20 protein-coding genes are annotated in these 25,487 nt (G+C 61.1%); 10 read left to right on the top strand and 10 right to left on the bottom strand.

Annotated elements, in window-relative coordinates; all coding sequences use genetic code 11:
* Positions 1–24 precede the first annotated feature (24 nt).
* The 3 genes from PKE98_RS06235 to rpoE are packed head-to-tail and all read right to left on the bottom strand — an operon-like array spanning position 25 to position 2,196.
* Positions 25–972, bottom strand: a complete 948-nt coding sequence (locus PKE98_RS06235) for a MucB/RseB C-terminal domain-containing protein (RefSeq protein ID WP_271194397.1) — start codon at positions 970–972, stop codon at positions 25–27.
* Positions 973–980: 8 nt separating this feature from the next.
* Entirely contained in the window at positions 981–1,583 is a 603-nt protein-coding gene (locus PKE98_RS06230) for a sigma-E factor negative regulatory protein (protein ID WP_271194396.1), read from the bottom strand.
* A 31-nt stretch (positions 1,584–1,614) separates the two neighbouring features.
* Positions 1,615–2,196 (bottom strand): RNA polymerase sigma factor RpoE/AlgU, encoded by a 582-nt coding sequence (gene rpoE / locus PKE98_RS06225; RefSeq protein WP_108095477.1) that lies wholly within the window; start codon positions 2,194–2,196, stop codon positions 1,615–1,617.
* 373 nt (positions 2,197–2,569) lie between these two features.
* Here rpoE and nadB point away from each other — a divergent pair, with 373 nt between their 5' ends.
* A complete protein-coding gene (nadB, locus tag PKE98_RS06220) occupies positions 2,570–4,186 on the top strand; it encodes an L-aspartate oxidase (RefSeq protein ID WP_271194395.1) in 1,617 nt (538 codons plus the stop codon).
* Here nadB and PKE98_RS06215 read toward each other — a convergent pair.
* Positions 4,155–4,589, bottom strand: coding sequence for a protein YgfX (locus PKE98_RS06215; protein ID WP_271194394.1), 435 nt, complete (start codon positions 4,587–4,589; stop codon positions 4,155–4,157). The two genes, nadB and PKE98_RS06215, sit on opposite strands and share 32 nt — an antisense overlap.
* Complete coding sequence (locus PKE98_RS06210; protein ID WP_271194393.1) at positions 4,573–4,827, bottom strand: FAD assembly factor SdhE; 255 nt, start codon at positions 4,825–4,827, stop codon at positions 4,573–4,575. Before PKE98_RS06210 ends, PKE98_RS06215 begins: the two co-directional genes overlap by 17 nt.
* 121 nt (positions 4,828–4,948) lie before the next feature.
* Between PKE98_RS06210 and ygfZ the strand changes: the two genes are divergently transcribed.
* The 4 genes from ygfZ to PKE98_RS06190 all read left to right on the top strand — a co-directional run bounded on the left by ygfZ (position 4,949) and on the right by PKE98_RS06190 (position 8,591).
* Positions 4,949–5,890 carry a CAF17-like 4Fe-4S cluster assembly/insertion protein YgfZ gene (ygfZ, locus tag PKE98_RS06205; RefSeq protein WP_271194392.1) on the top strand — a complete coding sequence of 314 codons (942 nt, stop codon included), beginning with the start codon at positions 4,949–4,951 and terminating at the stop codon, positions 5,888–5,890.
* 54 nt (positions 5,891–5,944) lie between these two features.
* Positions 5,945–6,781, top strand: a complete 837-nt coding sequence (locus tag PKE98_RS06200; RefSeq protein ID WP_271194391.1) for an HDOD domain-containing protein — start codon at positions 5,945–5,947, stop codon at positions 6,779–6,781.
* 69 nt (positions 6,782–6,850) lie between these two features.
* The gene (locus PKE98_RS06195) at positions 6,851–7,609 is read left to right on the top strand and encodes a substrate-binding periplasmic protein (RefSeq protein ID WP_271194390.1); all 759 of its coding nucleotides are present in this window, start codon (positions 6,851–6,853) and stop codon (positions 7,607–7,609) included.
* Positions 7,610–7,742: 133 nt separating this feature from the next.
* Positions 7,743–8,591, top strand: coding sequence for a DUF6279 family lipoprotein (locus PKE98_RS06190; protein ID WP_271194389.1), 849 nt, complete (start codon positions 7,743–7,745; stop codon positions 8,589–8,591).
* Between the two features lie 108 nt (positions 8,592–8,699).
* Here the strand turns inward: PKE98_RS06190 and ung are convergent, their stop codons facing one another.
* Positions 8,700–9,392 carry a uracil-DNA glycosylase gene (ung, locus tag PKE98_RS06185; RefSeq protein WP_271194388.1) on the bottom strand — a complete coding sequence of 231 codons (693 nt, stop codon included), beginning with the start codon at positions 9,390–9,392 and terminating at the stop codon, positions 8,700–8,702.
* Between the two features lie 156 nt (positions 9,393–9,548).
* Here ung and PKE98_RS06180 point away from each other — a divergent pair, with 156 nt between their 5' ends.
* On the top strand, positions 9,549–9,962 hold the full coding sequence (locus PKE98_RS06180) for a PaaI family thioesterase (protein ID WP_271194387.1): 414 nt from the start codon (positions 9,549–9,551) through the stop codon (positions 9,960–9,962).
* Here the strand turns inward: PKE98_RS06180 and PKE98_RS06175 are convergent.
* Positions 9,959–10,858, bottom strand: coding sequence for an aspartyl/asparaginyl beta-hydroxylase domain-containing protein (locus PKE98_RS06175; RefSeq protein WP_271194386.1), 900 nt, complete (start codon positions 10,856–10,858; stop codon positions 9,959–9,961). The two genes, PKE98_RS06180 and PKE98_RS06175, sit on opposite strands and share 4 nt — an antisense overlap.
* A gap of 191 nt (positions 10,859–11,049) precedes the next feature.
* Here PKE98_RS06175 and PKE98_RS06170 point away from each other — a divergent pair, with 191 nt between their 5' ends.
* The 3 genes from PKE98_RS06170 to dspII all read left to right on the top strand — a co-directional run bounded on the left by PKE98_RS06170 (position 11,050) and on the right by dspII (position 13,966).
* Positions 11,050–11,898, top strand: coding sequence for an HDOD domain-containing protein (locus PKE98_RS06170; protein ID WP_271194385.1), 849 nt, complete (start codon positions 11,050–11,052; stop codon positions 11,896–11,898).
* Between the two features lie 129 nt (positions 11,899–12,027).
* Entirely contained in the window at positions 12,028–12,846 is an 819-nt protein-coding gene (locus tag PKE98_RS06165) for an enoyl-CoA hydratase (RefSeq protein WP_271194384.1), read from the top strand.
* Positions 12,847–12,862: 16 nt separating this feature from the next.
* Positions 12,863–13,966: an enoyl-CoA hydratase/isomerase DspII gene (gene dspII / locus PKE98_RS06160; protein WP_271194383.1), complete on the top strand. Its 1,104-nt coding sequence runs from the start codon at positions 12,863–12,865 to the stop codon at positions 13,964–13,966.
* A 217-nt stretch (positions 13,967–14,183) separates the two neighbouring features.
* On the opposite strand, the gene PKE98_RS06155 is transcribed toward dspII, so the two are convergent.
* The 3 genes from PKE98_RS06155 to PKE98_RS06145 form a co-directional block, all read right to left on the bottom strand.
* Positions 14,184–15,584: an HlyD family type I secretion periplasmic adaptor subunit gene (locus tag PKE98_RS06155; RefSeq protein WP_271194382.1), complete on the bottom strand. Its 1,401-nt coding sequence runs from the start codon at positions 15,582–15,584 to the stop codon at positions 14,184–14,186.
* Positions 15,526–17,679, bottom strand: a complete 2,154-nt coding sequence (locus tag PKE98_RS06150; RefSeq protein WP_271194381.1) for a type I secretion system permease/ATPase — start codon at positions 17,677–17,679, stop codon at positions 15,526–15,528. Before PKE98_RS06150 ends, PKE98_RS06155 begins: the two co-directional genes overlap by 59 nt.
* A 340-nt stretch (positions 17,680–18,019) precedes the next feature.
* Entirely contained in the window at positions 18,020–19,372 is a 1,353-nt protein-coding gene (locus tag PKE98_RS06145) for a TolC family outer membrane protein (RefSeq protein WP_271194380.1), read from the bottom strand.
* 370 nt (positions 19,373–19,742) lie between these two features.
* Here PKE98_RS06145 and PKE98_RS06140 point away from each other — a divergent pair.
* Positions 19,743–25,487 (top strand): retention module-containing protein (locus tag PKE98_RS06140; protein WP_271194379.1); only part of this gene is annotated, 5,745 nt, incomplete at its 3' end.

Below are 25,487 nucleotides of genomic sequence, written 5' to 3'. Positions count from 1 at the left end.
GGCCTGCATGAAAAATTCGACGGCTTATTGCGCCGCCTGCATATCCCTGCCGCGCATCGAGAGCGCCACCCGTTCGGCCGTACCCAATGGTATTTCACCGATAACGGTCACCATCACATCTCCTGAAGTGGTGGTGACGCGTTTGGAAACAGCAACGGTTGGGCCCAACTGGGTTCGAGCGTCCTCCACAGTGGCACCGTGAAGCGGCTCAAGAAACACAGAGAAACGCGCCAGCCCATCACCGTACATCAAGCAGGCGACCGGTTCGGACGACACGACACTGTGGCGCTCCACGGCGCTGTTCAAATCGAACCCCGGCGGCAGCCATTCCGAATGCCAGGCCTTGGGATCGATCGATTTGCTTTCGACAAAACGTACAGGCTGGCACGTGGACCCTGGTTTGAGGTCCGCCTCGCTCGGCGCAGTCATGTCGATACTGGAAAACTGGAAGCGCTCAAGCAGCTGCCCCTTCTCGTTAAGAAGAAGTGATTTGAGTGGCAGGCCAGTTTCGCGATCCAGGTGCAACTCGAAACCATACCGGTGCTGATCACGCGGCAACACCGCGAGCACTACGGCCTCGCGCCCCGCCACGCGGGACTCGCCTATGACGCGCAAGTCGTACCAGGCAGAGAGCTGTTTGGCATCGAGTGTGCGAGCTGGCCAATTTTGCCCCCCCGCAACCTGATCGGCCAAACCGCCACTTACGCACTCGGTACGGCCGTTAACCCGCAGCACTTCCTGCACCGGACCATCGAGCTGCAAAAGGCGCTCGCGCACTTCTGCATCACCAGAAGTCTGATGCCAGATCGTATGGGTGGAAAAACTGCCGTTACGTTCATAGACGAACGTACCGTGGAAACTCTGTTGCTGTTGCGCCTCGGCGAGGCGCCCCAGCCAATCTTGCGCGTCGGTGGCGTGTACCGGCAGAGCCAGTACGCCACCCAGCATCAACAGGTAGGAAAGTCCGCGCATGATCCTCCTCAGCGGTTTTCCAGACTGGCGGCACGCGCATAGGGCAACACACCATCAGAAGTACTCATCGCCGCCTGTTGCGCGTGCTGGCGCAGATAACCAGGCAAACGTTGCTCATGCCAATTCAGTTGGCTCGGGCTAACAGCCTTGGACTGCTGAGCCGAAACCGGCTCGGAGCTTTCGGTGTAACCGGCCAGCAACGCCGCGCCTTGCACTTGTGGCATTGGCAGGGTCGGCTGCACGTTATTCTGGGCCAGTTGCGTGCCCATCACTTCGTCCTGGTTGTACAAACGCACACCGGCCAAAACAGCCAGGGTCACCGAGGCAGCTACCGCCAGACGACCCAACCCCCGCCAGCGACCCGCTACCGCTGCCACTGGTGCGGCAACCGGAGAGGCTTCGTCGGCGAGTGCCTTGGACACCGCTGCGGCAATATCCAACTTGGGCACCAGCAGATCTTTGTGTATCACTGCGCGAGCTACTTGATAGCGCGCCCAAGTCGAGCGCAATTGCGCGTCATCGCTGGCGCTGAGCACACGGCGCAGCTCCAACTCGTCCGCCTCGTTATCCATAATGGCGGACAACGATTCTTGCAGGGCTTCACGACTCATGGCGATTCCTCTCTTGGCTAGCGCCGCTATCTCAGGCTCCCTGCAACAAAGGTTGCAGGACCTTATCAATGGCCTCACGAGCGCGGAAAATCCGCGACCGCACGGTACCTACTGGACATTGCATGACACTGGCAATGTCTTCATAACTAAGACCATCGAACTCCCGCAAAGTTAGCGCAGTGCGCAAATCTTCCGGCAATTGTTCAATGGTTCGATGCACCGCGTTTTCAATCTCATCGCGTAGCATCAACCGCTCTGGAGATTCGATGTCCTTGAGTGCGTGATCGCCTTCGTAGAACTCCGCGTCTTCAGCGCTTACATCACTTTCCGGTGGTCGCCGACCGCGCGATACCAAATGATTCTTCGCCGTGTTGATGGCGATGCGGTACAGCCATGTATAAAAGGCGCTGTCACCGCGAAAGTTAGCCAGTGCACGGAAAGCTTTGATAAACGCTTCCTGGGCAACATCCTGAGCTTCATGAGGATCGTGCACAAAACGCACTATCAACCCGAGAATCTTGTGCTGATACTTCAGCACCAACAGATCAAAAGCTCGCTTGTCGCCACGCTGCACCCGCTCGACCAACTGCTGATCATCTTCCTGGGTAAGCATGAACACTCCTCAATTGAGTTCGGAGAGAATGCCGTTCCAGCAAGTTAATCGACTTGCCAAGATAGACTCGGGTCTTGCGCAAAAGTTCTCCCCTCCAAACACGTTCCGTGCACATATTCTTATAGCTGCCACAGAATCGCGCAGCACGGCTAGCACGCCGGCTGCGCGGATAATCTTGTCACCGGTTCAGTTGTAATGAGTGCGCGACATGCCGCTCTCGATACAACCCAAACGGCATTGTCCCCATCTGGGTGACTGCCTATGGAACCTGGAAGTCTAAGAAAGTTCCCAGGGCCAATAGGCTGTCATAAGCGCGCTATTGTGCAGCCGGCCCCGCCTATATACTAGTGGCCGCTTCTCGTGGAATTCGAACATGAGCCAACATTTTCAGCACGACGTTCTGGTCATCGGTAGCGGCGCTGCCGGCCTGACTCTAGCGCTTACTCTGCCTAGCCATTTGCGCATTGCCGTGCTTAGTAAGGGCGACCTCACAAATGGTTCAACTTATTGGGCACAAGGGGGCGTTGCCGCCGTGCTCGATACCGACGATACGGTCGAATCCCACGTGGCCGACACCCTCGACGCCGGCGCCGGGCTGTGCCGGGAAGAGGCCGTGCGCTTTACCGTCGAACACAGCCGCGAAGCCATTGAATGGCTGATCGAGCAAGGCGTGCCCTTTACCCGCGATGACGAAACCGCACGCGAGGACGGCGGCTTTGAATTTCACCTGACCCGCGAAGGCGGCCATAGCCATCGGCGCATCATCCATGCCGCCGACGCTACCGGCGCCGCCATCTTCAACACTCTGCTCGCCAAAGCGCGCCAACGGCCAAACATCGAGCTGCTCGAACAACGCGTAGCGGTCGATCTGATCACCGAACGCAAACTCGGCCTGCCTGGCCACAACTGCTTGGGCGCCTACGTGCTAAACCGCACAAGCGGCGAAGTGGACACCTACGGCGCGCGCTTTACGGTGCTGGCCAGCGGCGGCGCGGCGAAGGTTTACCTCTACACCAGCAACCCCGACGGCGCCTGCGGTGACGGCATTGCCATGGCCTGGCGTGCGGGCTGCCGGGTGGGCAACCTGGAATTCAACCAGTTCCACCCTACCTGTCTGTACCACCCCAAGGCCAAAAGCTTCCTGATCACCGAAGCCATCCGTGGCGAAGGCGGCCTGCTAAAGCTGCCTAACGGCGAACGTTTCATGCAACGCTTCGACCCTCGGGCCGAGCTGGCCCCGCGCGATATCGTCGCTCGTGCGATCGACCATGAGATGAAGCGCCTGGGTGTCGACTGTTTATACCTGGACATCAGCCACAAGCCCGCCGACTTCATTAAAAGCCACTTTCCTACTGTTTATGAGCGCTGCCTGGGCTTTGGCATCGACATCACTCAGGAGGCCATCCCGGTGGTTCCCGCCGCGCACTACACCTGCGGCGGCGTGGTGGTCGACCAGCATGGGCACACCGACGTACCGGGCCTGTACGCCATCGGCGAGACCACCTTTACCGGCCTGCACGGTGCCAACCGCATGGCCAGCAACTCGCTGTTGGAGTGTTTTGTTTACGCGCGTTCGGCAGCGGCAGACATCCTCAAGCAACTGCCAACCATGCCCGAGCGGCAAAAGCTGCCAAGCTGGGACGCCAGCCAAGTCACCGATTCGGATGAAGACGTGATCATCGCCCACAACTGGGACGAGCTGCGGCGCTTTATGTGGGACTACGTGGGCATCGTGCGCACCAACAAGCGCCTGCAACGGGCGCAACACCGCGTGCGTCTGCTGTTGGATGAAATCGACGAGTTCTACAGCAACTACAAGGTCAGCCGCGACCTGATCGAGCTGCGCAACCTCGCCCAGGTTGCCGAGCTGATCATTCGCTCGGCCATGCAGCGCAAGGAATCACGCGGCTTGCATTACACCCTGGATTACCCAGACCAGTTGCCCGAAGCGCGCGACACTATTCTGGTGCCGCCCATCTACGGCGAGTGAACTTCAGCCGTACCCGCAAACGCCGGTGGTCATCCGCCGGCAAGGCGTCCCGAGCAATACACAGCCCCCGCACCCACCACTGCCCCGGCAGGCGAAAGCGCAGCACAATCAGGGGTGGCAGCGCCAGGCTGTCCGGCCGCAGCTGAATCGCCTGCCACGCGCCGCCCCGCCAAAGGTGCCAGCCGTCCGCGTCGTGGCGAATACCCGTAAAGGAGGATGCCCGGGGCAGCCAGTGCCAGCAGGCGTGCACCGCGCACAGCAGCAAACCGAGAAGGCATGCCCACCGAGGAATGGCCGCCACCAGCAAGGCGACCACGGCGCACAGCTGCACGCCAAGATAGAGCGCCAGCATCTGCCGCGAGGCTTGCCAGCGGCATTCGAAGGTCTTACTTGGGTTGGACACGATCCAGAATCATCCGAACCATACGCTTGAGATCCGCATCTTCCGGTTCGCCGCGCTGCATAAACCAGCCAAACATGTCCTGATCCTCGCATTCGAGCAGTTTGCGATAGCGCTCGCGGTCTGCGTCATCGAGCGTCGGGTAGACTTCGCGCACGAAGGGCACCAGCAGCACATCAAGCTCCAGCATGCCGCGGCGGCTGTGCCAGAACAGGCGGTTCAGTTCAATATCGTCGACCATTAAAGCGGCTCCTGCAAAATAGGCGCGCAGTATAGCGGCGCTACGCTGTTACCGGCACCCGCTGACAAGCTCAAGGCAGCGCCCTATGATTAGCCCCCAGACTTTCAACCAGCGATCCCCCATGGCCGACTCTGCTTTTTTCTGCATGCTGTCCCACGAAGGCGTTATTGCCGTGCGTGGCCCCGACGCCAGCAAGTTCCTCCAAGGCCAGGTCACTTGCAACCTCAACTACCTGAGCGACAGCAACGCCAGCCTCGGCGCGCGCTGCACCCCCAAAGGCCGCATGGTGTCGAGTTTTCGCATTGTCAGCGAAGGCGACGGCTACCTGTTGGCCTTGGCTGGTGACCTGCTGGAAGCGCAGCTGACCGACCTGAAGAAATACGCCGTGTTCTCCAAGTCCACCTTGAGCGATGAAAGCGCCGAATGGCTGCGCCTTGGCCTTGTTGATGCCGACGAAGTGCTTGGCGAGCTGGGCCTGATGCTGCCCACTGACGCTGACGGCGTGGCCCGCACCGAGAACCTGCTCGCCATCCGTCTGCCCGACGGTCGCGTAGAACTGTGGGTACGCCAGGCCATCCGCGCCGAGGTGCTGCAACAAATTCAGGCCAAGCTGCCAGAACGGCCGCTCAACACCTGGCTGCTGGCGCAAATTCGCGCCGGTATCGGCCAGGTGCTCGGCCCCACGCGCGAGCTGTTTATTCCGCAAATGATCAATCTTCAGGCCGTGGGCGGCGTCAGCTTCAAGAAAGGCTGCTACACCGGCCAGGAAATCGTCGCGCGCATGCAGTACCTGGGCAAACTCAAGCGCCGCTTGCAGCGCCTGAGCCTGGAAGGGTCCGAGCTGCCGGCAGTGGCCAGCGAACTGTTCTCCCCCGTGCACCGCTCCAGCGTTGGCGAAGTGGTGCTGGCCGCTCAAAGCGAAACGGGCGTGGAACTGTTGGCGGTATTGCAGGAAGATGCCGTAACCGATGGACGGATTCATCTTGGCAGCGAAACCGGCCCAGCCCTCCAATTACTGGACCTGCCCTACACCTTGAACGCTGATCGCGAGATTCAGCGTTAACCCCATTACTTTCCGGCGGCCCGCCAGGCGCCAGCGCCTTTTAGAGAAACGTCCATGAGCAAACTTGCTGACAAAGTCCAACACGAACTGATTCAGGCCATCGACAACGATGAACTGGTGTTGCCGACCCTTCCCGAGGTGGCCCTGAGAGTTCGCGAAGCGGCAGAAGACCCGGACATCAGCATCTCTGCGCTCAGCAAGGTAATCGGCAACGACGCTGCTCTCACCGCGCGTATCATCAAAGTGGTCAACAGCCCGCTGCTGCGCACCAATAAAGAGATTACCGACCTGCAGATGGCCGTCGGCCGCCTGGGCATCAACTACACCTGCAACCTCGCTACGGGCCTGGCCATGGAGCAGATGTTCCAGGCCACTTCCGATGTGGTCGACCGTAAAATGCGCGAAGTGTGGAATAAGAGCACAGAAATCGCCGGCATCAGCCACGTGCTGTGCCGTCATTACACCCGCCTGATGCCAGACCAGGCGACACTCGCTGGCCTGATCCATCAGATTGGCGTGCTGCCAATTCTCACCTACGCCGAAGAACACGATGAGCTGCTGTCCGACTCCATCAGCCTCAACCACGTCATCGAAAAAATTCACCCGATCATTGGCGACAAGATCCTCAAGGCCTGGGATTTCCCCGAAAACATCGCGATGGTGCCGAGCCAGTACCTGGACTTCACCCGCAATTCGCCAAAAGTGGATTACGTTGACATCGTTCAGGTAGCCACGCTGCAAAGCTACCTGGGCAGCGAACACCCTTATACCCAGCTCGACTGGTCGCAGATTCCTGCCTTCGCCAAGCTCGGTCTGGACCCAAGCACCGACCTGCACGCCGACGAAGACTTGTCTGCCTCCATGGAAGCAGCCATGAGCATGCTGCAGTAAAAATGTCACGGTGCAGACACGGCGATTCGCCACTATTCTGAGCCGCATGGCTTGAGTGGGGATCACCGTATGCGCATCGTGTTGTTGTGCATCAGCTTGCTAGTGGGCGCTGCCCAGGCAGCCGCCGACGAGGTTCGCCTCACCAACGGCGAATGGCCGCCCTACCTGGGGCAGTCACTCCCCCACCAAGGCATTGCTTCACGCATCGTCGCTGAAGCCTTTGCCCTGGAAGGAATCACCGTGCAATGGGATTTCTACCCATGGGCCCGCGCCCTGATGCTTGCCCAGCGCGGGCAACGCGCCGGCACCGCCGTATGGCTTCGCAATGAACAGCGCGATCACGACTTCTACGTCAGCGATCCGGTGGTAGACAGCAGCTACTACCTGTTCCACCGCAAAGACCACCCCATTGACTGGCAAGACGTACACGATCTCAAAGGCCTGCAAATTGGCGGCGCCAATGGCTTTGATTATGGTGCAGCGTTTCAGCAGGCCGAAGCCGATGGCAGCCTGACCGTGCGCCGCCAGACCAATGAGCAAGTGGGCTTGCGGCAATTGCTGGCCGGGCGTATCGACGTTTTCCCAATGGACAAGACCGTCGCCTTCGACATGTTGCACCAACACTTCAGCGCTGCCGAGCGCGCCCAACTCACTTTCAGCCCCAAACCGCTGCGCAGCGATACCTTGCACCTGATGCTCTCGCGTGCCGTACCCGGCAACGCCGAATTGATTGCCCGCTTCAACGATGGCCTCAAACAACTGCGCGACAGCGGCAAAATCGCCCAGTACCTGATGGAAGTTCAGCAGCCGCTTTCCCTCGCACCTTAAGATCGAGGTCTGCTACACAGCACTCAGCTCCCCGGCAGGACAGGCTTTAGCCCAGACGCCTGGAAATGGTGCTCCCCGCACTTCTTCTCCATGAGCCGGTCTATGCTCAGACTGGCCCTTCAAGGAGAAGCCCATGGGCAAGCGCCTGCGCATCGCATTGCTGATCACAGGACTGATCCTGCTGACCTCCTGCAGCCGCCTGGAACTGGCCTATCGCAATCTGGACTGGTTGATCCCCTGGTCCATGGACAACTACGTCACCCTGAGCAAAGACCAGAAAGCCTGGCTAAAGCCGCGGCTGGTCAGCCATGTGGCCTGGCACTGCAAAACCCAGCTCCCCGCCTACGCCAACTGGCTGCAACGCAGCATCGCACTGGTGACTGAACCCGCCCCCGACGCAGCCCAATTCGACGCGCAATTCAACCAATTCCGCCACGCCGTGGACACCATCATCGTGCAGGTCACCCCGGACCTTATTGAACTGCTACGCGGCGTGAACCCTGCCCAGATAAAGGAACTTGAGGCGAACCTCGCCAAGCAGAACAAGGAGCAGCGCGAGGACTATCTGCAAATGCCGCTGAACGAGCAGATCGACGAACGCGCCGAGCGCATGGAAGAGCGACTGCAACCCTGGTTCGGACGCCTGCACAAGAAACAGAAGACGCGCGTTAAGGCCTGGTCGCAGCAACTGGGCGAATACAACCAGGGCTGGCTGGACAATAACCGGCGGTGGCAGCAGGCGTTTCTGGCCGCCGTGCAGGACCGCAAAAGTGAGCAGTTCCCCGAGCAGATGAAACAGCTGCTACAAGAGCGGATGAGCGTATGGACGCCTGAGTATCAGCAGGAGTTTCTAGCTGCACAGCATGCGCTGAGTGCGCTGTTCAAAGACCTGGTGAGCAGTGCCGATCAGCAGCAGCGGGAGCGGTTGGTGGGGCGCTTGAAAGGCTCGCGTAAACAGTTAAGCGACATGACATGCCCTTAGCGTTCGGCGGGCAAACGCTTGGTGCGCGGAGCACACCCTACGAAGAGCAAACTGCGTCGCTCTTGCAGGGTGTGCTATGCGCACCGGCGGTTCAACGGCGAACCCCGATCACAACGGCGGCAACTGCCACTGAATCGGCTCCAACCCCCGCTCTTTCAAATACTGATTGGCCCGGCTGAAATGCCCATTGCCGATAAAGCCGCGGTGCGCCGACAGCGGCGAGGGGTGCACGGATTTCAGCACCAGATGCCGCGTGGTATCGATCAACCCCTGCTTGCTCTGCGCATGCGCGCCCCACAGCAGAAACACCAAGTGCCCCGGCCGGGCATTGACCACTTCGATCACCTTGTCGGTAAACGGCTGCCAGCCTTTCTTGGCGTGCGAGCCGGCGTTGGCCTGCTCCACCGTCAGTGAGGTGTTTAGCAGCAGCACACCCTGTTCGGCCCAGCTTTGCAGGTAGCCGTGGGGTGCGATGTCGATATTCAGGTCGCGCTTTAACTCTTTATAGATGTTCTGCAAGGACGGCGGCGTCGGCACGCCCGGCTGCACCGAAAAGCACAAACCGTGCGCTTGGCCTGGTCCGTGGTACGGGTCCTGGCCGATGATCACCACTTTCACCTGGTCCAAAGGCGTGCTGTTCAGGGCGTTGAAAATCATCGGACCGGGCGGAAAAATCACCTTGCCCGCGGCTTTTTCGGTGCGCAGAAATTCGCTCAGGGCCGTCATATAGGGTTTGTCGAATTCATCGCGCAGGGCGGCTTTCCAGCCTGCTTCGAGTTTGATTCGGTCGTCTGCGGTCATGAGGAGGCCTGCCTTGAAAAACGTTCGCGCACGCTAAGGAACGTGTCGCGGCAAGTCAAGGCAGGCTGATGCGTCACCATCACGGCATTGGATGCACATTGTCGCTTCGCTCAACCGGGTCAATGCTCAAGCCGAACCCCTCTTGAGCAACCTGCCATGAACGCCGCAACCGGTATCAGCCGTGAACGCCTGGAACAGGCTTTGGAACACTCCACTTTCGCCCAGATGCTGGGCGCCGAACTGCTGGATTTCGAGCCCGGCAAGGTTAGCCTGCAAGTGTTGTCGCGGCCCGACCTGTGCCAGCACCATGGCTATATCCATGGCGCGGTGGTCGGCTTTATGGTCGACAGCGGCTGTGCCTGGGCGGCAGCCTCGATGGTGGGCGATGTGGTCACCAGTGAATACAAACTCAACCTGCTGGCGCCGGCGATTGGCGAAAAGCTGATCTGCCGCAGCGAAGTGCTCAAGGCCGGCCAGCGCCAGGCGGTGTGCCGCGCCGATGTGTTTGCGGTGAAAGATGGGGTTGAGAAGCTGGTGGCCACCGGCCTGGCCACCATCGCTCGGGTTTAGACCATCACGACGGCCGCCCCCAGCGCAACGATCAGCAGCACCTTGGTGCTGCGGTAGGCGGTTTTATTCCAGGCCTTGAATCGTCGCCGGCACTGCCCGCCGGCCCACACGAAGCGGAACAGTTTGCTGATGCGCCCTTCCTGATCGCCGTCCTGGTTGGGTGAGGCGGCGGCGGTCATCAGGGTGCGCCCCAACCAGCGGTTGACCGCTTCGGCCCAAGCAAACCGTAGCGGCCGCTCCAGGTCACAGAACAGAATCAGGCGGCTGTGCTCGGTGCCGTTCTGCGCCCAATGAATAAAGGTTTCATCAAAGATTACGCTCTGCCCGTCTCGCCAGCTGTGGCGTTGGCCATCCACCTCGATAAAGCAGCGGTCATCATTGGGCGTGACCAGCCCGAGGTGATAGCGCAACGAACCGGCATATGGGTCGCGATGCGGGTTTAAGGTGCCCTGCGGGCCCAGCTCGGCAAACATGGCGGCTTTAATAAACGGGATACGTTGCAGCAATGCCACGGTTTGCGGGCAGTGCGCCTGCGCCGAAGGGTGGCTGGCCTCGTACCACTTCAGGTAGAAGCGCTTCCAGCCAGCCTTGAAAAACGAGTTGAAGCCAGCATCGTTGTTACGTTCGGCGGCCTTGATGCGCGCTTGCTGTTGCAGCGCTAGCGCTTCGTCACGAATCAGCTGCCAATTGTCATCGAGCAAGCGCATGGCCTGGTATTGCTCAACGAGGGGAAAAGGTTTTGCCGGCACACGGGAGAACAGGTAGATGAACAAGTTGATGGGCGCCATGATTGACGAGTGATCGGCAAACTGGCGCAGCAGCGGCAAGCGCACGCGGCCACGAAAATGCACAAACAGAATGGAAAACAGCAGCACCGCCAACACTATCCACTTCATTTCAGCCCTCTCCTTTTTGCGTCAGGCAAGGCGCGGACTGTAAGCAACCCCACCGCGCTGCGGCTGTAGGTTGCCTCTCCCTGAATTACCCCCAGGTCTGACCTGGTTAACGTAAACACCGCCCAATGGTCGGTCGCACGGCGAAAATGCTTACTACGCTTGTTCAGTGAGCAGACCAGGAGATCGACCCCATGGAGACCCGCCACGAAGGTCTGAAATTTTCGCTGTATTCAAGCTTTCTCAAAGGCAACGCCAAGGTGCCGCAAATGCCGGAAACCTCGCTGCGCCTGCGTAAATTGCTGGATTCGGAACACGCCTCGCTGGAACAAGTGACGCGGCTGCTGCACAGCAATCCGCCGCTGGCCGCTTACCTGTTGCAGTTCGCCTCCAGCCCCATGCTGCGCAACGTGCGCCAGGGCGTGAACCTGCAGGAGGTGGTATCGCGAATTGGTATGCAGCGGGTCAACAACCTGGTGCTGACCTTTGCCGTCGAACACCTGTTTACCAGCCAGGACCCGGTGCTGATCAAGATTTTCCGCGCGCGCTGGAACGCCGCCTTGCAGTGCGGCGCCTACTGCGCGTGCCTGGCCCAGCAGCTCACCCGCATGCCCATGGAAGACGCCATGCTTGGCGGCCTGCTGCAGGACATCGGCAGCCTGCCACTGCTGGACGAACTGGAACGCTGGCCGGAAGTGCCGCGTGAGCCGCAGGACCTGCAAAGCCTATGCGATCAATTGTCCGCCGACATCGGTGTAATCACCCTCACCGCCTGGCGCTTGCCGGCGGTGCTGATTGATTGCGCCCGCCATCGCAGCGCCTGGCAACGTAAGCGCGAGGGCAGCGCCGATCTGGTGGATATCGTGCAGGTGGCGCGGCGACTGAGCATGGAAGGCGACGATGAGCAGCTGGTGCAGTTGCCGGCCTGGCGCCGCCTGCTGGGCGAGCGCGCGGACGATATGCCGCCACAGGTGCTGCGCGACGAACTGGGCGGCGAGGTGGCCTTCTGGTTCAAGTTGCTCGGTGGCAAGCCCAACGCCTGAAGCATGCCGTGCAACTTATCGTTGCCCTTTCCCGTCACAAATCCATGCCGCCAAATAAAAAGCGGGGTACGCAAGTACGCCGGCTTTTTGCATACTCAGCGGCGCCACTCACGACAGGGATACGCGTTAATGAGCACTGCCATTGAAACCTATCACCCAGGTCTGGCCGACCTTACCCACAAGCTGACGGTGGAAAAACACGGCCACACTGCCCTGCTGACCATCAACCATCCGCCGGCCAATACCTGGGACCGCGAATCGCTGATCGGCCTTAAGCAACTGATCGAACACCTCAACCACGACGACGATATCTATGCCCTGGTGGTTACCGGTCAGGGCAGCAAGTTCTTCAGTGCCGGCGCCGACCTCAATCTGTTTGCCGACGGCGACAAAAGCCGCGCCCGGGAAATGGCCCGCCGCTTTGGCGAAGCCTTCGAGGCGCTGCGCGATTTTCGCGGGGTATCGATTGCCGCCATCAACGGTTACGCCATGGGTGGCGGCCTCGAGTGCGCCCTGGCCTGCGATATCCGCATTGCCGAACGCCAGGCGCAAATGGCCCTGCCCGAAGCGGGCGTGGGCCTGCTGCCTTGCGCCGGTGGCACCCAGGCCCTTGCCTGGCTGGTGGGCGAAGGCTGGGCTAAACGGATGATTCTTTGTGGCGACCGCGTGGACGCCGACACCGCCCTGCGCATTGGCCTGGTGGAACAGGTAGTGGACAGCGGCGAAGCCCGTGGCCATGCCCTGCTGCTGGCCGCCAAGGTGGCGCGGCAAAGCCCGGTGGCCGTGCGCACCATCAAGCCTTTGATACAAGGGGCGCGTGAACGTGGGCCGAACAGCTGGCTGAGCGAAGAGCGCGAACGCTTTGTCGACCTGTTCGATGCCGACGACACCCGCGAAGGGGTCAATGCTTTCCTGGAAAAACGCGATCCGCAATGGCGCAATAAGTAGCTAGGAATCCGTTTATATGAATGTAATTTTTGAAGAACTCGCGGGCCAGCACGGCGCACGCATCGGCATCGCCACATTGGATGCGGCGAGCAGCCTAAACGCCCTCTCCCTGCCGATGATCGAAGCCCTGGACGACAAGCTGGCCAGATGGGCAGAAGACCCGGCCATCACCTGCGTGCTGCTGCGCGCCAACGGCGAAAAGGCTTTTTGCGCTGGCGGCGATGTGCGCAAGCTGGTGGAGGCCTGCCGCGAACACCCCGGCGAAGTACCGCCCCTGGCTGGGCGCTTTTTCAGCGATGAATATCGCCTGGACTACCGCATTCACACCTACCCCAAACCCTTTATCTGCTGGGGCCATGGCTACGTGCTGGGCGGCGGCATGGGGCTGCTGCAGGGCGCGAGTATCCGCATCGTCACGCCCAGCAGCCGCTTGGCCATGCCGGAAATCAATATCGGCCTGTACCCGGATGTAGGCGGCAGCTGGCTCCTCAACCACCTGCCCGGCAAGCTTGGTTTGTTCCTCGGCCTGACTGCCACCCAGGTCAACGCACACGACGCCCTGCTGCTGGGTTGGGCCGATCGTTTTCTGGCTGACACCCAGCAAGACGCCCTGATCGACGGCCTGTTGCAACTCAACTGGGGCGAGCAACCGGCGCGTCAGCTCAACAGCCTGCTCAAGGCGCTGGAGCACGAAGCCAACGAGCAGTTGCCCGACGCGCAGTTGATGCCACGGCGCAACCATATCGACCACCTGCTGGATGTGGCCGATGTGGCCAGCGCCTGGAAAGTGTTGGTGGCGCTACAAGACAGCAGCGACGGCCTGCTGGCCCGGGGCGCAAAAACCCTGGCCGGCGGCTGCCCGCTGACCGCGCACCTGGTGTGGGAGCAGATCGCGCGTAGCAAACACCTGTCGCTGGCAGAGGTGTTCCGTATGGAATACGGCATGAGCCTGAACAGCTGCCGTCACCCGGAGTTTGCCGAAGGCGTGCGTGCGCGGCTGATCGACAAAGACAACACCCCGCACTGGCATTGGCCGGATGTGGCGACGATCCCACGCTCGGTGGTGGAGGCGCATTTTGTGCCGACGTGGGAAGGCGAGCATCCGCTTCAGGATTTGTAAGCAGTAGGGTGTGCTGTGCGCTCTTTCGCGTAAACGCGGTAACCGCCCGGTGCGCGGAGCACACCCAACAGCTCGGCTGACTGGCGAGACAGGTTCGACGTGAGACCCCACCCCCTCACCCTAGCCCTCTCCCCGCTGGGGCGAGGGGACTCAACCCAAGTACGTTTTGGCTCCCCTCGCCCGCTTGCGGGAGAGGGGCTGGGGGTGAGGGCCGCTCTTAGCGCTCGCGAAGCGCTTCCGCCTTGGCCCGCAGAATCGGCTTGAGCAAGTAGCTCAAGATACTTTTCTTGCCGGTGATGATATCCACCGACGCCACCATCCCCGGGATGATCAGCAGCGGTTTTTCATCCGTGCCCAGGTGGCTTTTATCGGTGCGCAGTTTGATCAGGTAAAAGGTGGTCTTGCCGTCTTCTTCGGTCACGGTGTCAGCACCGATCTGTTCCAGCTTGGCTTTCAGCCCGCCATAAATCGTGTAGTCGTAGGCGGTGAACTTCACGATCGCTTCTTGCCCCGGGTGCAAAAACGCGATGTCTTGCGGGCGGATTTTCGCTTCCACCAGCAGCGTGTCGTCCAGCGGTACCACTTCCACTAGGTCGCTACCGGGCTGAATCACGCCGCCGATGGTGTTGACCATCAGGCTCTTGACGATGCCGCGCACCGGCGAAGTTACCAGCGTGCGGTTCACCCGGTCTTCCAGGGCCTTGCCGGTCGCCTGGGATTTGCTCAGTTCGGTGCGCGCTTCGTTCAGTTGCGTGAGCGCGTCGCTGCGGAATTTGCCGCGGGTTTCGTCGATTTTGCGCTCAGCTTCGGTGATGGCCGATTGCGCTCGTGGAATGGCCAGGCTGGTGGCGTCCATCTGCCCACGGTTTTCCACCTCGGCGCGCTTGAGGCGCAGCACTTCCACCTGCGAAATCGCGCCCTGGGCCACCAGCGGCTCGGACATGGCAATTTCCTGGCGCAACAGGCTCAGGCTGTTGCGGTACTGCTCCTGCTTGGACGCAAACTCGCGCAGCTCCTGCTGTTTTTGTACCAACTGCTGTTGCAGGCCGGCCACTTCATCGCTGAGCTGTTGCTGGCGGCTCTGATAGAGCTGCAACTCACTCTCGGCCTGGCTCGGCACCTTGGCACGAATGTCGTCGCTGATCACCAGCGGCTTGCCTTCGGTTTCGGCCACCAGGCGGTCGACGCGCAGTTGCCAGCCCAGGCGCTCGGCTTCGGTTTCGCCGACGTTGGACACAAAGCGCGTGTCATCCAGGCGCACCAGCGGGTCGCCGACTTTGACGATCTGCCCTTCGTGCACATACAGCTCGGCGACGATGCCGCCTTCGAGGTTCTGGATTTTCTGGATTTTCGACGAGGGAATGGCCTTGCCATCACCGCGGGTTACTTCGTCGATCTGGGCAAAGTGCGCCCAGCCGAACATAAAGACGAAAAAGGCGATCAGCCCCCAGATGGTCAGCCGCACCACGCGCGGGGCGTCTTCGACCAAGGCTTTGCTGAGTTCCGGCAGCGGCTCGCCTTCCAGCGAGTCACGGCCTTTGAAGTAACGGGCCAGGCTTTTAAGCGACACTGATTTGCCCCTTGCGCAGAGCTTCCATAACGGCGTTTTTCGGGCCATCGGCGATGATCTGGCCCTTGTCGATAATCAGCAGCCGGTCCACCAGATCGAGCATCGAGGAGCGGTGAGTAATCAGCAGCACAGTCTTGGTAGCGATCACTGCTTGCAGGCGCTGCTTGAGGTGCACTTCACCGGTGTTGTCCATGCCGCTGGTGGGTTCGTCCAGGAGCAGAATCGGCGGGTCGAGCAACAGCGCGCGGGCCAGGGCCACGTTCTGCCGTTGGCCACCGGACAACTGATGGCCGCGCTCGCCCACCTGCAACTCGTAGCCTTGCGGGTGCAGCCTGGCGAATTCGTGCACGCCGGCCAATTCGGCAGCTTGCAACACCAGCTCGTCTTCCACGTAACGGGCGCCGCTCACCAGGTTGTCACGCAGGGTGCCGCTGAACAGGTGGATGTCTTGCGGCACGTAGCCGATGTTGTGGCGCAGCTCGCTGATGTCCAGTTGGCGCATGTCGACGCCGTCCACCAGCAAGCTGCCGGAGTCGGCCTGGTGCAGGCCCACGAGCAGTTTGGCCAGCGAGCTTTTACCCGAGCCGCTGCGGCCGATGATGCCGACTTTCTCGCCGGGGCGAATCACCAGGTTCATGTTTACCAGCGCGGTGTTCTGCTGCTGCGGGTAGTTGAAGTTGAGCTGGCGCAGTTCGATGGCGCCCTGCACGCGCTGGCGGGTCAGCGGGCGGTCTTCGGCCTGGCGCTCTTGCGGCAGGTCCATCATCTGGTCCACCGAGGCCATGGTGACTTTGGCTTGCTGGTAACGGCTGAGCAAACCGGACAGTTGCGACAACGGCCCCAGCGCGCGACCACTGAGCATGTAGCAGGCGATCAGGCCGCCCATGCTGAGGTTGCCGTCGATGATCTGGTACACGCCGAAAATGATCATGATCACCCCGGCCAACTGCTGAATCAGCATGGTCGAGTTCATCGCCAGGTTCGACAGCATGCGCGCTTTGAGCTCCAGGCGACTAAGCGTGCCGATGGTTTGCTCCCACTGGTACTGGCGCTCGCTTTCGGCGTTGTTGACCTTGACCGCGTCCAGGCCCGCCAAGGTTTCGATCAGGCTCGACTGGCGTTCGGCGGCCAGGGCCATGGTGCGCTCAATGGTTTCGGTCAGCGGCTTTTGCAGCGCCCAACTGATCAGCAAGGCCAGCGGGAAGGCCATCACCGGAATCCACACCAGGTGACCGCCGAGCAAGGCGATAACCAACAACACCAGCAAGGTGAATGGCAGGTCGATCAGGCTGGTAAGGGTCAGCGAGGCGAGGAAATCGCGCAGGGTCTGAAACTCGTGGATGTTCTGCGCAAAGCTGCCGACCCGCTTGGGTCGGTACTTCATCGACATGCCGACGATGCGCTCGAACAGCGTGGCGGAGATGATCAGGTCAGTCTTTTTCCCGGCCAGGTCCAGGCACAGGCCGCGCAGGCTCTTCAGCAGAATGTCGAACAGGTAGGCGCCGCTGATGCCGATGGCCAGCACCCACAAGGTGGCGGCGGCCTGGTTGGGCACTACGCGGTCGTACACGTTCATCACAAACAGCGGCGCGCCGAGGGAGATGATGTTGATCAACAGGCTGGCGGCGATGGCATCGGCGTACAGCCAGCGCGAGCGCTTGAGGGTGTCGCGAAACCACGACGCGGTGCGCGGTATCAGTGAGCCGTTGTCGGCATCGAACTTGTGCTGCGGCTGAGCGAAAAACACCTGGCCGCTGTAATCCTCCTGGAGCTTTTCCACCGCCACTTGCACTTCGCCGCCGTCGCTTTCGCTGAGCAGCAGGCGCGCGTAAGTGGCGTCGATAGACACCAGAATGGCGGCGCGGCCGCCCTTGAGAATCAGCATGGCCGGCAACGCCATGGCCGGAATCTGCTCCAGTTTGCGTTGCAGCAAACGGCCTTGCAGGCCGGCGCGAGCGGCGGCGCGGGGCAGCAGCTCAGGGCTCAGGCGTTGGGCCGGCAGCGGCAGGCCGGTGGTGAGCATGGCGCGGCTGACGGGCTTCTGGTGCAAGGCGCAAAGCGACAGCAGGCTATCGAGCAGCGGGTCGTCATGCTGGCCACGGGGATCATGGTGAAGCGGGGTTGGGCTGACGTTTGATTCCACGCTAAACACTCTTGGCACTGAAGATGGGGTGCAGCTGGGGCTGTCCATAGCGAGTACGGTAACGCCTGATAACGACGTAGGCCGAAGCAACGCGGGTGTGTGGGCACTTTAGCTGGTTGTGGGCGATGGGGCTAACCGTGCGTGGGGATAAATGCTGTGAGTCATAGGCAGCCGTCGCCTGCGAGATTCTGGGTCCCAGCCTGCGCGGGGACTACGGAGCAAGGGGTCAAACCATCCGTCATCCCGGCGCAGGCCGGGATCCAGGCGCGCTGGTCTGCAAATAAACACACCCCAATAAAAACGCCACCCCCGCTAGCGAGGGTGGCGTTTTCGCCGTCGCTTAGTTCAAACCCGGCAACGCAATCTGCGGCTTCACGTCGTTCTGCACCACGGTTTCCATCGGCGCGACCACGCCCTGGGTTTTGAGCAAGGTGCCCAGGGTGGCTTGCAGGCGGTACTGGGTGTACTGCTCGGCCAGCTTGATTTCAGCCAGGCGGCGCTGGGCGCTGAACAACTCGTTTTCGCTGTCGAGCAAGTCCAGCAGGGTGCGCTCGCCGAGGGCGAATTGCTTCTGGTAGGCGCTGCGCACTTCGCTGGTTTCGTCCACATACTTCTGCGCAATCGGCAGTTGGGTACGGGCATTGTTCAGCGCGTTCCAGGCCAGGCCCAGTTCTTCGTTGAGCTGGCGCAGGGCGTTGTTGCGGATATCGAGCGCTTCGCCGGCCTCATAGGAGCGCGCCTCGAGGGTGGCCTTGTCGCTGCCGCCGCTGTAGAGGTTGTAGCGCATGCGCACCATGGCCTCCCATTCGTTGTAGTGACCGTCCTGGCCGTCGATATCGTTGTTGGCGGAACGGCCCAACTCGGCGTCGAAACGCGGGTAGTAGGTGGACTTGGCGGCGTTGTACTGCTGCTCGGCAGCGGCGATGTCGGCTTCAGCCGAACGCAGCACCGGGCTGTTTTCGATCATTTGCTGGCGCGCCTGGGCCAAGGTTTCCGGCAACTGCACGCCGGTGGTCGGCGCCTGCAGGTCGACCGCGTCGGCACCCACGGCGCTATAGAAGTTGGTTTGTGCATCGACCAGGTTGGTCTGTTCAGTAATCAGGTTGTTGCGGGCCTGGGCCAGACGCGCTTCGGCCTGGTTAAGGTCGGCCATGCGGCCCACACCGCGGTCGGTGCGCAGGCGAATCTGGTCGTGAATGCGCTCGTGGCTGTCGAGGTTGTCCTGGGCCAGGCGCACCAGTTCCTGACGAGTGAGCATTTCCAGGTACACCTGGGCCACGGTCAGCGCCGTGCGCTCGGAGGTGTTGAGCAGCGCGTAGGCGCGGGAGTTGACGGTGGCCTTGTTGCGGCCCACTTCGCTGGAGGTGGCGAAACCGTCGAAGAGCATCTGGCTCAGGCGCACGTTGGACTCGCCACGGTTCAGGGTATTCCAGTCATTGCTGCCGGCTTCGGCGCGGCTGGAGGGGTTGTCGGTGCCTTCGCGGCCATAACCGGCCAGCACGTCCACTTTTGGTAGGTAACCCCCTTGCGCCGCGCGCAGGCCAGCGTCAGCGGCCAGGCGGCGGTTTACTGCCGCGTGAACCTCAGGATGCTCGGTGACTGCTTGTTGCATAGCCTCCTGAAGTGTCTGAGCGGATACAGAAAAACTGGCTGAAACGGCAAGCGGCAGCAACGCAAGAAGACCAAAACGCATGGTGAAATTTTCCCTGAAAGCTACTACGGACGCCAACTACAGGCTTTTGATGGGCACGAAAGTGGCAGATTTTAATTAGTTTTTATGCCGAAAAATTAAGTGAGAGCCACTTCTCAATTCTGAGTATCGACTTCACTCTACTGTCAAAGTGACATTACGGAATAGATTGTTTAGGATGTCGCAAAATTGGTCAATAGTTTGGCATAAAGATGCCGAAATCGACAATAACGACAAAAAATTGACGCCACTTTTTAGACGCTTATCCCTGGCAAGATCCTTGCCTCTTTAGGTGTCTGCCGCTGGACCGCACGACCTAACCGACCTTATTTGCACTGCCGTTTGCCTGAAGCTTTCCAGGGAGAGTCACTACATGAGCACCGTCGTCGCCATCGTTAAAAGCATTGTTGGCCAAGTCATTGCGACATCCGCCGAGGGTGCACACCGCGTTCTCGTCGAAGGTGACCGCTTGTATACAGGCGACACCCTGGACACCGGCGCCGGCGGCATGGTGACCCTGGAGCTGACCGACGGTCGCACCCTGGACCTCGGTCGCAGCACCCAGTGGAGCAGCGCCGACGTTGCCAGCGAAAGTACCGAAGCCACGGCGCAGAGCGCCAGCGACGCCCGAGCCGAAGTGTTGGACGTGCAGCGCGCCATCGCCGCCGGCGTCGACCCGACTAAAGATCTGGCCCCTACCGCAGCCGGCCCAGGTGCCGGTGGCGCCGGTGGCGCCGGTGGCCCGGCAGGCGGCAGCCATAGTTTTGTGTTGTTGAGCGAAACCGCCGGTGCGGTGCAGCCGGAAATCGGCATCGACTTTACCAACCCGGCCGGCGGCGATGCCGTGGTGCAGGAGCAGGCATTCGGCACCGAGCAGAACGTAGCCCCGGTATTCACCACGCCGGACGGAAATGAAGCAACACCGACAATAAATGTCACTACCGACGAAGACACCCCGTTCAACGGCGCCTTTACCGCCAGAGATAACAACGGCGACGCTTTGACGTACACCATCGTCGGTAGCGGCACCGCGCACGGTTCCTTGACGCTCACCCCGCAAGGCGTGTGGACCTACACCCCGAACGCCAACTACAACGGCCCGGACAGCTTCCAGGTCATCGTGAGCGACGGTCGCGGCGGCAGCGACACCCTCACCGTAAAAATCGGCGTTACGCCGGTGAACGACGCGCCGATTGCCGACCCGGCAGCGGCCAGCGCCATCGAAGACGGTGCCGTAGTGAGCGGCAAGCTCACCGCCAGCGATGTCGACACCGGCGACACCCAGACCTTTACCCTCAAAAGCGGCACCACGGCGCCTGCCGGTTTTACCCTGGGCAGCGACGGCACCTGGTCGATTGACCCGAGCAACGCGGCGTATCAAAGCCTGGGTGCCGGCGAGCAACTGACTATCGAGGTACCGTTCACAGTCACCGACAGCGGCGGCCTGACCAGCAGCAGCGTGCTCACCCTGACCATTACCGGCATCAACGATGCGCCCACGGTTACCGGCACTGTAGAAGTGACCCAGACCGAAGACGACGCCGACTTCACCGTTAACCTGCTGAGCAACGCCAGCGACGCCGACAAGGGCGACAGCATCAGCGTGACCAATGTGGCCCAGACCGGCAGCGGCGACGCGTCAGGTGTGACCATCAATAACGATGGCACGCTGAGCGTAAACCCCAACGCCTACAACTATCTGGCCGTTGGCGAGCACGTCACCCTCACCTACAGCTACAACGTGGTGGACCAGAACGGCGGCACCACCCCGGCCTCGGCCAGCATCACCATCAACGGCGTGAACGATGCGCCGGTGGTCAGCTCTGCTGTCACCGCCGCCTTCAGCGAAGACGCGGCACCGCAAACTATCAACCTGCTGCAACACGCCAGCGATGTAGACCTGAGCGACAGCCTCAGCGTCGCCAACCTGCAGGAAACCAGTGGCGGCAACACCAGTGGCGTCACCCTGAACACCGACGGCACCCTGAGCGTGGACCCCAACGCCTATACCTACCTGGCTGCCGGGCAAAACCTGACCCTGACCTACACCTACAACGTGGTCGACGGCAACGGCGGCATCACCCCGACTTCCGCCACCGTGACCATCACTGGTCAGAACGATGCGCCGGTGGCCGTGGCCGACTCCGTCTCCGGCAACGAAGACACGGTGATCACCGGCAACGTGCTGACCAACGACAGCGACGCGGATACCGGTGCGGTGCTGAGTGTGTCCAAATACAGCATCTCGGTTGGCCCGCTGACCTTCAGCGCCAACGCCGGTGAAAACCTGAACGTTGGCGTGGGCAAGCTCGTTATCGACAGCCAGGGCAACTTCACCTTTACCCCGATTGGCAACTACAACGGCCCGGTGCCGACTGTCACCTACACCCTCACCGACGGCACCGCGACCAGCACCGCCACACTGAACATCACCGTCAATCCGGTTAACGATGCGCCGTTCATTACCGCGCCGACTTCTGTGCAAGTCACCAGTGAAGACACCAGCAAAGTGTTCTCCGTGCTGCGCGGCAACAGCATCGCCACCGGCGATATCGACAGCCCGAACCTGACCACCACCCTGAACGTGGACCACGGCACCCTTAGCCTCGGCCCACTGGCCGGCGGCGTCACCGTGACGGGCAATGGCACCGGCGCCCTGGTTCTCAGCGGCAGCTCGGCCGCCATCAGCGCCGCCCTGCAAGGCCTGACCTACAAGCCGACCGCCGACTACAACGGCACCGACCTGCTGAAAATCAGCAGCAGCGACGGCAGCCTGACCAGCAACAGCAGCGTGGCCATCCGCGTTGATGCCGTGGCCGATATCCGCGCCGATGCCGTCAGCGTCAACGAAGACAATGCGCTCAGCTTCAATGCCATTACCGGCGTCGGTGGCGGCAGCGCCGATAGCTTTGAAAACCCCGGCCGTGCCGTTACCGGCGTGACCCAGGGTCAGCACGGCAGCGTGACGTTCAACGCCGACGGCACCCTGGTGTACACCCCGGTCGCCAACTACAACGGCACCGACACCTTCACCTACACCGTAACCTCGGGCGGCGTGACTGAAACCGCCACCGTGACCGTGACGGTCAAACCGGTGAATGACGCCGCGGTGCTCTCCTCCGCCGACGTGCACGTGGCTGAAACCAACGATGCCATCACCACCGGCGGCACGCTGACCATCAGCGATATCGACAGCCCGGCTACGTTCACCCCACAAACCAACGTGGCCGGTGCCTACGGCACGTTCAGCATTGACGCAGCCGGCGTGTGGACCTTCACCGCCAACTCGGCCTTCAATGCCCTGAACGTTGGCCAGAGCGTCAGCGAGTCCTTCACCGTCACCAGCGCCGATGGCACCCCCACCACCGTCAAAGTCACCATCGACGGCACCAACGACGCACCGGTTGCCAGCGGCACCGTGGTCGGCAGTGGTAGCGAAGACCCGGCAGCGCCGATTCAGGTCACTCTGGGCGGCAGCGATGTCGACGGCACTGTCGGCAGTTACTCCATCGAATCCCTGCCCGAGCACGGCACCCTGTACGCCAATGCCGACGGCACCGGCGCGCTCGCCGTGGGTGCTGTGGTAACCGGCCCGGTTTACTTCGTGCCCACCCCGAACTGGGGCGGCAGCACCGACTTCGACTTCAAGGCCATCGACAACAGCGGCGCAAGCTCCGATGCCAGCACGGCCACCATCAACGTCACCCCGGTGGCTGATGCGCCAACCCTGACCTTTGGCGGCGGCAGCCAACTGATTTCCACCGGTTTCGAAGAAACCAACCTGAGCGGCGGCTGGAACGGCAATATCGGCGTCGGCACCCTGGGTGGCGGCGCATGGCAAACCGGCAACAGCGGCAACGCCGTGGAAATCGGAAGCGAAGGCACCTATATCTCAGGCGGCAGCGGCACCAACCAGGTGATCGAGCTGGAGCGCAACCCGGGCGATGCCAGCAACCTGTTCACCACTATCAATGCTGAGGCCGGCGAAACGTTCGTGGTGCAGTTCCAATACTCGCCGCGCAGCGGGCAGGAAAGCAGCTCGGCCATCGACGTGTTCTGGGGCGGCGTCAAGATTGGCACGCTGACCAGCACCACCGCCGGCTTGACCACCTACACCTACACCCTGCCTGCCGATGCCGCCGGCAACTACACCCTGGAATTCCGCGCCACCGACAGCAACTCCCTTGGCGGCCTGCTGGACAACATCAGCGTCGCTTCGCAGCCCAACGTCGGCCTGGAAGACCACGCGATCAAACTGTCGAGCATCTCGGCGGCTGTGACCGACACCGATGGTTCGGAACACATCAGCAAAATCACCATCGACGACGCCCCGGCCGGCTCGATCATCAGCGATGGCCACGGCAACAGCGTGACCAGCGATGGCACCCCGATCGACATCACCAACTGGAACAAAGGCACGCTCACCTTTACGCCGCCGCAGAACGCCAACGGCACCATCGTGCTGCACGTGAGCGCGACGTCCACCGAAAGCAACGGCGACACAGCGACCACTACGGCGCCATTGAACGTGACCGTGATTGCAGTCAACGATGCACCGACCGCGCCTGCCGTCAGCCTGCAAACCCTGGAAGACACGCCGGTCAAAGGTTCGGTAGTCGGCGCTGATGTCGACGGCGACACCCTTACCTACACGCTGAAAGGCGATGTACAGCCGGCTCATGGTTCGGTGGTTGTGAACACTGACGGCACCTTCACCTACACGCCAAACGCGAACTACAACGGGCCGGATAGCTTTACTGTCAGCGTTTCTGACGGCAAAGGCGGCACCGTGGATAGCGTAGTGACTATCGGCGTTACGCCGGACAACGACGCGCCGACCGCGCCTGCCGTTTCCGTGGAAACCCTGGAAGACACACCGGTTAATGGCTCGGTAGTGGGTAACGATACCGACGGTGACAGCCTGACCTACACCCTTAAAGGTGATGTGCAGCCGGCCCATGGTTCTGTGGTCGTGAACACCGACGGTACGTTTACCTATACCCCGAACACCAACTACAACGGCCCCGACAGCTTTACCGTCAGCATCTCCGACGGTAAAGGCGGCACCGTTGATAGCGTAGTGACCATCGGTGTTACCCCGGATAACGATGCACCGACTGCTCCGGCTGTAACGCTGGAAACCCTGGAAGACACGCCAATCGATGGCTCGGTAGTCGGCAACGATGTCGACGGCGATTCGCTGACCTACACCCTTAAAGGCAACGTCCAGCCGGCCCACGGCTCGGTTGTGGTTAACACCGACGGCACCTTCACTTACACCCCGAACACCAACTACAACGGTCCCGACAGCTTTACCGTCAGCGTTTCCGACGGCAAAGGCGGCACCGTTGATAGCGTAGTGACCATCGGCGTTACTCCAGACAACGATGCTCCTACTGCACCGGCCGTAACCCTGGAAACCCTGGAAGACACGCCAATCGATGGCTCGGTAGTCGGCAACGATGTCGACGGCGACTCCCTGACCTACACCCTTAAAGGCGATGTCCAGCCGGCTCACGGCTCGGTTGTGGTTAACACCGACGGCACCTTCACTTACACCCCGAACACCAACTACAACGGCCCAGACAGCTTTACCGTCAGCGTTTCCGACGGCAAAGGCGGCACCGTTGATAGCGTGGTAACCATCGGCGTTACTCCAGACAACGATGCTCCTACTGCACCGGCCGTAACCCTGGAAACCCTGGAAGACACGCCAATCGATGGCTCGGTAGTCGGCAACGATGTCGACGGCGATTCGCTGACCTACACCCTTAAAGGCGACGTCCAGCCGGCTCACGGTTCGGTGGTAGTCAACACCGACGGTACGTTCACGTACACACCGAACACCAACTACAACGGTCCAGACAGCTTTACCGTCAGCGTTTCCGACGGCAAAGGCGGCACCGTTGATAGCGTAGTGACCATCGGCGTTACTCCAGACAACGATGCTCCAACTGCACCGGCCGTAACCCTGGAAACCCTGGAAGACACGCCAATCGATGGCTCGGTAGTCGGCAATGATGTCGACGGCGACTCGCTGACCTACACCCTTAAAGGCGATGTCCAGCCGGCTCACGGTTCGGTTGTGGTTAACACCGACGGCACCTTCACTTACACC

This window comes from Pseudomonas turukhanskensis (assembly GCF_027922365.1).
GTDB classification, from domain to species: domain Bacteria; phylum Pseudomonadota; class Gammaproteobacteria; order Pseudomonadales; family Pseudomonadaceae; genus Aquipseudomonas; species Aquipseudomonas turukhanskensis.
Note: the sequence above shows the minus strand (reverse complement) of the source record. Positions and strands in the feature narration are given on the sequence as shown.

Excerpts from the sequence above, each read along its gene's own strand:
- PKE98_RS06235 (WP_271194397.1), bottom strand. The coding sequence starts at position 972 with ATGCGCGGACTTTCCTACCTGTTGATGCTGGGTGGCGTACTGGCTCTG.
- PKE98_RS06230 (WP_271194396.1), bottom strand. The coding sequence starts at position 1,583 with ATGAGTCGTGAAGCCCTGCAAGAATCGTTGTCCGCCATTATGGATAAC.
- rpoE (WP_108095477.1), bottom strand. The coding sequence starts at position 2,196 with ATGCTTACCCAGGAAGATGATCAGCAGTTGGTCGAGCGGGTGCAGCGT.
- nadB (WP_271194395.1), top strand. The coding sequence starts at position 2,570 with ATGAGCCAACATTTTCAGCACGACGTTCTGGTCATCGGTAGCGGCGCT.
- PKE98_RS06210 (WP_271194393.1), bottom strand. The coding sequence starts at position 4,827 with ATGGTCGACGATATTGAACTGAACCGCCTGTTCTGGCACAGCCGCCGC.
- ygfZ (WP_271194392.1), top strand. The coding sequence starts at position 4,949 with ATGGCCGACTCTGCTTTTTTCTGCATGCTGTCCCACGAAGGCGTTATT.
- PKE98_RS06200 (WP_271194391.1), top strand. The coding sequence starts at position 5,945 with ATGAGCAAACTTGCTGACAAAGTCCAACACGAACTGATTCAGGCCATC.
- PKE98_RS06195 (WP_271194390.1), top strand. The coding sequence starts at position 6,851 with ATGCGCATCGTGTTGTTGTGCATCAGCTTGCTAGTGGGCGCTGCCCAG.
- PKE98_RS06190 (WP_271194389.1), top strand. The coding sequence starts at position 7,743 with ATGGGCAAGCGCCTGCGCATCGCATTGCTGATCACAGGACTGATCCTG.
- ung (WP_271194388.1), bottom strand. The coding sequence starts at position 9,392 with ATGACCGCAGACGACCGAATCAAACTCGAAGCAGGCTGGAAAGCCGCC.
- PKE98_RS06180 (WP_271194387.1), top strand. The coding sequence starts at position 9,549 with ATGAACGCCGCAACCGGTATCAGCCGTGAACGCCTGGAACAGGCTTTG.
- PKE98_RS06175 (WP_271194386.1), bottom strand. The coding sequence starts at position 10,858 with ATGAAGTGGATAGTGTTGGCGGTGCTGCTGTTTTCCATTCTGTTTGTG.
- PKE98_RS06170 (WP_271194385.1), top strand. The coding sequence starts at position 11,050 with ATGGAGACCCGCCACGAAGGTCTGAAATTTTCGCTGTATTCAAGCTTT.
- PKE98_RS06165 (WP_271194384.1), top strand. The coding sequence starts at position 12,028 with ATGAGCACTGCCATTGAAACCTATCACCCAGGTCTGGCCGACCTTACC.
- dspII (WP_271194383.1), top strand. The coding sequence starts at position 12,863 with ATGAATGTAATTTTTGAAGAACTCGCGGGCCAGCACGGCGCACGCATC.
- PKE98_RS06155 (WP_271194382.1), bottom strand. The coding sequence starts at position 15,584 with ATGGCCCGAAAAACGCCGTTATGGAAGCTCTGCGCAAGGGGCAAATCA.
- PKE98_RS06145 (WP_271194380.1), bottom strand. The coding sequence starts at position 19,372 with ATGCGTTTTGGTCTTCTTGCGTTGCTGCCGCTTGCCGTTTCAGCCAGT.